Source organism: Azospirillum soli, from assembly GCF_017876165.1.
GTDB lineage: Bacteria > Pseudomonadota > Alphaproteobacteria > Azospirillales > Azospirillaceae > Azospirillum > Azospirillum soli.
The window spans coordinates 311,339-317,998 of record NZ_JAGINQ010000006.1 but is presented as its reverse complement, the minus strand read 5'-3'; the positions used below and the strand labels follow the sequence as shown (position 1 = coordinate 317,998).

Sequence of the window (6,660 nt, the reverse complement as noted above, 5' to 3'; positions counted from 1 at the left end):
GAGCAACGGTTCAATCAGTGCCCACAGGGCGTCGGAAACGAGAGGAGCTGCCATGCCCCTCCCAACAGCCAAATCCCGGTTTCGTTAGGCGCTCTTAGTCGCAACACCGCCGCCATGCTTGTTGCGGATCTGATCTCAGACATTATCGCCGGCGGCGAGCAGCGCACCATGCTGCAGACCAACATCCGTGCCCTGATCCCGCCGCGTTTGGCCCTGAAGAAGGCCACGCGCATCAACGAGGAACTTCTAAACGGGCTAAACGGGCTCGTCATGTCGCTGGGCGCCCTCGCGGCAGTGCCGGAACTTCACAAGCTCGGGGCGGAGCGCGGGAAGGCGCTGGCTGACGGGATCGCCGCCAGCGCCACGGGGCAAACCATCGCGATGGTCGAACGGATTACCGACGATCTGATGCGCGAGGAGCTTGCGCATCTGGATCGCAGCCGCTCCTCCTTCACCGAAGACGACGTTTGATCCGCAACCCAGTCCTGCGCGCCGTCCCAGCCCCTCACCGATTCTTCCGGTACCACCCGATCAGGCCGCTCGTGGAGCTATCGTGGGTCAGGGCGGCGTTGGGGCCGTCCTGCAGTTCGGGGAGGATCTTGCCGGCGAGTTGCTTGCCGAGCTCCACGCCCCATTGGTCGAAGCTGTTGATGTTCCACACGATGCCCTGCACGAACACCTTGTGCTCGTACAGCGCGATCAGGGCGCCGAGCGTCGCGGGGTCGAGCTTTTTGAACAGGATGCTGTTGGAGGGCTTGTTGCCCTCGAACACGCGGTGGGGGACCAGGGACTCGATCTCGGCCGGGGGCTTGCCGGCCTTGGTCATCTCGGCGCGGACCTCGTCGGCGGTCTTGCCGCGCATCAGCGCCTCGGGCTGGGCGAAGAAGTTCGACAGCAGGATGCGGTGGTGGTCGCCGATGGGGTTGTGGGTGGTCGCCGGCGCGACGAAGTCGCAGGGGACCAGCTCCGTGCCCTGGTGGATCAGCTGGTAGAAGGCGTGCTGGCCATTGGTGCCGGGCTCGCCGAAAACCACGGGGCCGGTGGCGTAATGGACGCGGTTGCCCTCGCGGTCCACCGACTTGCCGTTCGACTCCATGTCCAGCTGCTGGAGGTAGGCGGGGAAGCGGTGCAGGTACTGGTCGTAGGGCAGCACCGCATGCGACTTGGCGTCCCAGAAATTCACGTACCAGACGCCCAGCATCGCCATGAGGACCGGCATGTTGCGGTCGAGCGGGGCCGTGCGGAAATGCTCGTCCATGGCGTGGGCGCCGGACAGCAGCTCGGTGAAGCGGTCCATGCCGATGCCCAGCGCGATGGGCAGGCCGATGGCCGACCACAGGGAATAGCGACCGCCGACCCAGTCCCAAAAGCCGAACATGTTCGCCGGGTCGATGCCGAACTTCCGCACCTCCGCCTCGTTGGTGGAGACGGCGACGAAATGCTTGGCGATGTGGGCCTCGTCGCCCGCGGTCTCCAGGAACCAGCGGCGGGCGGAATGGGCGTTGGTCAGCGTCTCCTGCGTGGTGAAGGTCTTGGACGCGATGACGAACAGGGTCGTCTCCGGGTCCAGCCATTCCAGTGTCTCGGTCAGGTGGGTGCCGTCCACGTTGGAGACGAAGTGGATGCCGATCTGCGGGTGCAGGTAGGGGGTCAGCGCCTCCGTCACCATCACCGGGCCGAGGTCGGAGCCGCCGATGCCGATGTTCACCACGTCGGTGATCTGCTGGCCGCTGTAGCCGGTCCAGGCGCCGTCGCGCACTTGGCGGACGAAGCGCTCCATGCGGCGGAGCACGCCGTTGACCTCCGGCATCACGTCCTGGCCGTCCACGACGACCGGGCGGTTGGATCGGTTGCGGAGTGCGGTGTGCAGGACCGCGCGGTCCTCGGTGATGTTGATCCGCTCGCCCGCGAACATGCGGTCGCGCCATTGCTCCACCTGCTGCTGGCGGGCGAGGTCGAGCAGGAGGGGGACCGTTTCCCCGGTGATGCGATTCTTCGAATAATCGAACAGCAGGCCGCAGGCTTCCAGCGAGAAGCGGTTGAAGCGGTCCGGGTCGGCGGCGAACAGGTCGCGCATGCGGATGTCGGCGACGTTCTCGCGGTGACGGATCAGGGATTCCCAGGCGGGCGAACGGGTGAGCGCGGACATTGGGCTTTTGCCTCCTTAACGCGTGCGCGGAGCCTAACACCAAATCGACGGGGCGGGGTACGCGCCAAAGCGCGCATTCGCCTGTGCACAAAGGTTTAAGCAACAGGCATAGGCCGAGCGGTGTTCTCTTTTTGGAACAGAAGGAGAGGGTGACATGGCCGAGCCGAAGGATCCGTTGAAGGCGCCGCCCGAGCCGTCCGAGGAGGAACGCCGGGAGGACGGGCGTTCCGATCAGATCGGGATCATTCCGGGGAAGGTGCCGGGGCGCCCGGTCGAGCCGGGCGATCCGCGCTTTCCGGGGAGTCAGCCGGATTTGGCGTAATCGCGTTCCTCTTTGCCGTTATGCCCGGCCTTGAGCCGGGCATCCACGGCGGCGTTTGAACGCGGTCGGATTGGCGTGGATGACCGGGTCAAGCCCGGTCATGACGATGATGGAGAAGTGTGCGCTCCCGCAGAGACTGCGCTACCCTTCCCATTTCGTCAGCTTCCGCCGTCGAGCGTGCGGGTGGCGGTGACGCCTTCGGGCTTGCCGACGAGGACGGTCAGGAGGTTCGCGGGGTCGAGCAGGCGTTGCGCGACGCGCTGCACGTCGGCCTGGGTGACCGCGTTGATGAGGGCGTCGCGCTTGTCGAGATAGTCGATGCCGAGGCGATCCCGGCGCACCTGCAACAGAATGCGGGCGATGGCCTGGGTCGAGCTGAATTGCAGGGGGAAGGAGCCGGTCAGATAGGTCTTGGCGTCGGCCAGCTCCTGGTCCGTGACCCCTTGTTCGGCCATGCGCTTCCATTCCTGGCGCATGATGTCCAGGGCTTGGCCGGCCTTCGCGTTCACGGTGGAGCCGCCGGCCATGACCAGCGCTGAATGATCCAGCGAGATCAGGTAGCTGTAGACGCCGTAGGACAGGCCGCGCTTCTCGCGCACCTCCTCCATCAGGCGGGAGCCGAAGCCGCCGCCGCCCAGCACGTAGTTCATCACCGTGGCCGCGTACCAGTCGGGGTCGGACCGTTGGATGCCCGGCTGGCCCATCAGCATGACCGTCTGCGCGGTCGGGCGGGTGGCGACCAGGGTTTCGCCGAGGCCCTGGGGCTTGGCGTCTGGGATCGCGGGGACGGCGGCCTTGGCGGGCAGGGCGCCGAAGATCCGGTCGAGGGCCTTTCCGAGGTCTTCCGGCGTGATGTCGCCGCTGGCGGTGACCAGCAGGCGGTCGCGGCCGAACTGCGTCTTCACGAAGCTGCGCAGGTCGTCGGGGGTGATGGTGGGGAGGGCTTCCAGCGTGCCGCGAATCTCGTCGCCGTAGGGGTGGCCGGGGTAGGCCGTGGAGTAGAACAGGCGGCGGGAAACGTAGTTGGGGTCGGCTTGATCCCGGCGCAGGCTGGACAGCACGGCGGCGCGCATGCGCTCCACCGCTTCCGGGTCGAAGCGGGGTTCGGTCAGGGCGAGGCGGGTCAACTCGACGGCCTCGTCGCGGTTCTGCTTCAGGGTGCGGACGCTGCCGGTGAAGGCATCTCGCCCGGCGTCGAAGCCCAGCGCGATGGCGCTGTCCTGAAGCTTCGCGGCGAAGGCCTGGCTGTCGTAGGGGCCGGCGCCCTCGTCCAGCGTGCGGGCGGCGAGGTTGGCGAGGCCGTCCTTGCCCTTGGGGTCGGCGGCTCCGGCGCCTTCGAAGGCCCATTCGATGGCGATGACCGGGACCTTGTGGTCCTCCACCAGCCACGCCTCGATCCCGCCGGGGCTGACCACGCGCTTGATTTCGATGGCATGAGCGGGGAGGGAGGCGAGGAAGAGGAGGCAGGCGCCGAGGGCGCGCGCGGCGATGGCGTTCATCTCAGCTTCCCTTGTCCTGAAGCGGCAGCAGAAGGCCGGTGACGTGGTTGGTCTTGCCCAGAACGGCGCGGGCGGCGGCGTTCACCTGATCGGCGGTCACGGCGTCGATGCGCACGGGCCAGTTCTCCACGTCGTCGATGGTCTGGCCGGTGGCCAGCGCGGCGCCCAGCGTCTGGGCCGGGCCGGTCAGGCTGTCGCGGGCGTAGGCGGCCTCGGCCAGCATGCGCTTCTTGGCGGTGGCGACCTCCTCGTCGGTCACGCCCTTGTCGAGCAGCTTTTGGAGTTCGGCCTCCAGGGCGGCTTCCAGCTTGTCCATGGGGACGCCGGCGGCCGGCGAGGCGCCCATGCCGATGGAGCCGAGGTCGTAGGAGGTCGGGCTGTAGCCCAGCCACGCCGAGGTGGCGAGGCGCTGGTCCACCACGAGGCTGCGGTAGAGGCGGGAGGTCGGGCCGCCGCTCATGATCTCCGACAGGACTTGCAGCGGGTAGGCGTGGCCGTTCGGGTCGACGCGGTAGGAGGGGGCGTGCCAGCTGCGGCGGATGGAGGGCTGGCGCACCTCGTCGTCGCGCAGGATCACGCGGCGGGCGGCGCTGATCGGCGGCTCCTGCACGCGGGCGCGCTCGGGCACCGGGCGGGTGGGGATGGCGCCGTAATATTTCTCGGCCAGCGGCTTCAGTTCCTCGGCGGTGATGTCGCCGGACACGACGAGGATCGCGTTGTTGGGCGCGTACCACGTCTTGTAGAAGCGCTCCGCCTCCTCGCGGGTCAGCGTGGACATCTCCTGCGGCCAGCCGATGATCGGGGTGCCGTAGGGATGGTGGACGTAGAGCGTGGCGTTGATCTGCTCGCCGATGCGGTCGGCGGGCTCGTTCTCGATGCGCTGGCGGCGCTCCTCGATGATGACGTCGCGCTCGGGATAGACGACCTCGTCGGTCAGGCGCAGGTCCGACATGCGGTCGGACTCCATCTTCATGACCAGCTCCAGCCGGTCGCGCGCCACGTTCTGGTAGTAGGCCGTGTAGTCCCAGGAGGTGAAGGCGTTGTCGCGCCCGCCGTTCTTGGCGACGATGCGGCTGAAGGCGCCAGGGGGAAGCTCGTCCGTGCCCTTGAACATCAGGTGTTCGAGGAAGTGCGCGATGCCCGACACGCCGCGCGCCTCGTCGGCGGAGCCCACCTTGTACCAGACCATGTGGGTGACGACCGGCACGCGCTTGTTGGTGACGACCACCACCTGCATGCCGTTGGGGAGCGTGAAGGTCTCCGGGAAGAAGACGCCCTTTTCGACCGCGAAGGCCGGGGACAGCGTCATGAGCGTGAGTGCGCCCGCCGCGACGAGGCGGCGGAATAGACGGATGGCGGGGGACATTGGGGGCCTTCTCACATCCGAAACGAAAAAGGGCGCCCGATTGGGCGCCCCTAGATACTGGTGCCGAGGTCGGCCCAGAACAATGCTTAGAACAGACCTTCCAGCGGCGCCTTGCGCTTGCGCTCGATGGTCGGGACGGTGCCGTCGTTGATCGCCTTGCCCTGGGCTTGGGCCTCGCGCAGGCGCTGGGCCTCCTTCTTCGGATCGACGACCTCGAAGGGCTGCTCCTGCTTCTGCCAGAACAGCAGCGTGTCGATCCAGCGCTTGTCGGCGACGACGAGCTGAGTGGTCTCCTGATCGACCTTGGAGCGGACGTCCGGCTCGATGCCGCTTTTGGCGGAGGCCTGGGCGATCAGGGACGACTCGCCCTGGGTCTTGCCGACGGCCGCGACACCGCGCGAGGAACCGCCGAACACGGTGGCCGCCGCGACGGCGGTCGGGGTGGCGTCCTGCGGGCGGGCGGCGCCGGGGCGCGGCGGCGGCAGGGAGGACAGGCTGGGCGGCAGGGTCAGCGGCGCGCGGGACACGACGGTGAATTCGTCCGGGCTCTGGCGGTCCAGGCCGATGGTCTTGCGGACATCCCCGCAGCCGGTCAGCGCCAGCGCGACGACCGCCAAGCCCAGCAAGGGCTTCACGTTACGCCGCAGGGTGGAGGAGGCGGAGGAAAGCATGGTCACGTTCAAGTCCCGTCGTGTGTCAGGCCGCGTCCCTTATAGCGGCTCCGTCGCGAGAACTATTACGACTTTTCGCGGCCCGCGAACAGCCCGTCGAGCACGAGAAGGGCAACGCCGACGCTGATTCCGCTGTCGGCGACGTTGAAGGCCCAAAAATGCCACCCCCCGACGTGGAAATCGAGGAAGTCGGCCACCGCCCCGAAGCGGAAGCGGTCGATGACGTTGCCGATGGCCCCGCCGATGACCATGCCCAGCGCCAGCGCGACGTAGCGCCGGTCGGCCTGGCGCAGCCACATCACCAGCGCCACCACGATGGCCAGCGCCACGGCGCTCAGCACATAGGGCATCAGGGCGTGGGAGCTGCCGAAGGTGCCGAAGCTGACCCCGGTGTTCCAGGCCATGACGAGGTTGAAGAAGGGCGTGACCTCGACGACGTGGGGGATCGGCTGCATGACCACGTCGAGGATCCACCACTTGGTGAGCTGGTCGAGCAGGATCACGACGGCCGCGACGATCAGGCCGAAGGCCGTGTAGCTGCGGGTGTCGGACGCGGTCAGGTGGGTCATGCAGGGCTCTCTCTTAAAACCCCCTCTCCCCTCTGGGGAGAGGGTCGGGGTGAGGGGGTTGCACGTGGGCCGGACGTTCGCGAG

General features: G+C 67.7%; 7 protein-coding genes. 2 read left to right on the top strand and 5 right to left on the bottom strand.

Features of this window, described 5'->3' with window-relative positions:
* Positions 1 to 471 (top strand): hypothetical protein (locus tag J2852_RS12655; protein WP_209875876.1); only part of this gene is annotated, 471 nt, incomplete at its 5' end.
* Between the two features lie 34 nt (positions 472 to 505).
* Here the strand turns inward: J2852_RS12655 and pgi are convergent.
* On the bottom strand, positions 506 to 2,149 hold the full coding sequence (pgi, locus tag J2852_RS12650; protein WP_209875874.1) for a glucose-6-phosphate isomerase: 1,644 nt from the start codon (positions 2,147 to 2,149) through the stop codon (positions 506 to 508).
* Between the two features lie 154 nt (positions 2,150 to 2,303).
* Between pgi and J2852_RS12645 the strand changes: the two genes are divergently transcribed.
* Positions 2,304 to 2,471: a hypothetical protein gene (locus J2852_RS12645; RefSeq protein WP_209875873.1), complete on the top strand. Its 168-nt coding sequence runs from the start codon at positions 2,304 to 2,306 to the stop codon at positions 2,469 to 2,471.
* A gap of 158 nt (positions 2,472 to 2,629) precedes the next feature.
* Here the strand turns inward: J2852_RS12645 and J2852_RS12640 are convergent, their stop codons facing one another.
* The 4 genes from J2852_RS12640 to lspA all read right to left on the bottom strand — a co-directional run bounded on the left by J2852_RS12640 (position 2,630) and on the right by lspA (position 6,576).
* Complete coding sequence (locus J2852_RS12640; protein WP_209875871.1) at positions 2,630 to 3,970, bottom strand: M16 family metallopeptidase; 1,341 nt, start codon at positions 3,968 to 3,970, stop codon at positions 2,630 to 2,632.
* Position 3,971: 1 nt separating this feature from the next.
* Complete coding sequence (locus J2852_RS12635; protein ID WP_209875869.1) at positions 3,972 to 5,336, bottom strand: M16 family metallopeptidase; 1,365 nt, start codon at positions 5,334 to 5,336, stop codon at positions 3,972 to 3,974.
* A gap of 86 nt (positions 5,337 to 5,422) precedes the next feature.
* Positions 5,423 to 6,007: a DUF3035 domain-containing protein gene (locus tag J2852_RS12630; RefSeq protein ID WP_211112207.1), complete on the bottom strand. Its 585-nt coding sequence runs from the start codon at positions 6,005 to 6,007 to the stop codon at positions 5,423 to 5,425.
* A 65-nt stretch (positions 6,008 to 6,072) separates the two neighbouring features.
* Positions 6,073 to 6,576 carry a signal peptidase II gene (gene lspA, locus J2852_RS12625; protein WP_209875865.1) on the bottom strand — a complete coding sequence of 168 codons (504 nt, stop codon included), beginning with the start codon at positions 6,574 to 6,576 and terminating at the stop codon, positions 6,073 to 6,075.
* Between the last annotated feature and the right edge of the window lie 84 nt (positions 6,577 to 6,660).

Bases quoted from the DNA above. Each gene is read 5' to 3' on its own strand.
- lspA (WP_209875865.1), bottom strand. From the start codon at position 6,576: ATGACCCACCTGACCGCGTCCGACACCCGCAGCTACACGGCCTTCGGC.
- J2852_RS12635 (WP_209875869.1), bottom strand. From the start codon at position 5,336: ATGTCCCCCGCCATCCGTCTATTCCGCCGCCTCGTCGCGGCGGGCGCA.
- J2852_RS12640 (WP_209875871.1), bottom strand. From the start codon at position 3,970: ATGAACGCCATCGCCGCGCGCGCCCTCGGCGCCTGCCTCCTCTTCCTC.
- J2852_RS12630 (WP_211112207.1), bottom strand. From the start codon at position 6,007: ATGCTTTCCTCCGCCTCCTCCACCCTGCGGCGTAACGTGAAGCCCTTG.
- pgi (WP_209875874.1), bottom strand. From the start codon at position 2,149: ATGTCCGCGCTCACCCGTTCGCCCGCCTGGGAATCCCTGATCCGTCAC.
- J2852_RS12645 (WP_209875873.1), top strand. From the start codon at position 2,304: ATGGCCGAGCCGAAGGATCCGTTGAAGGCGCCGCCCGAGCCGTCCGAG.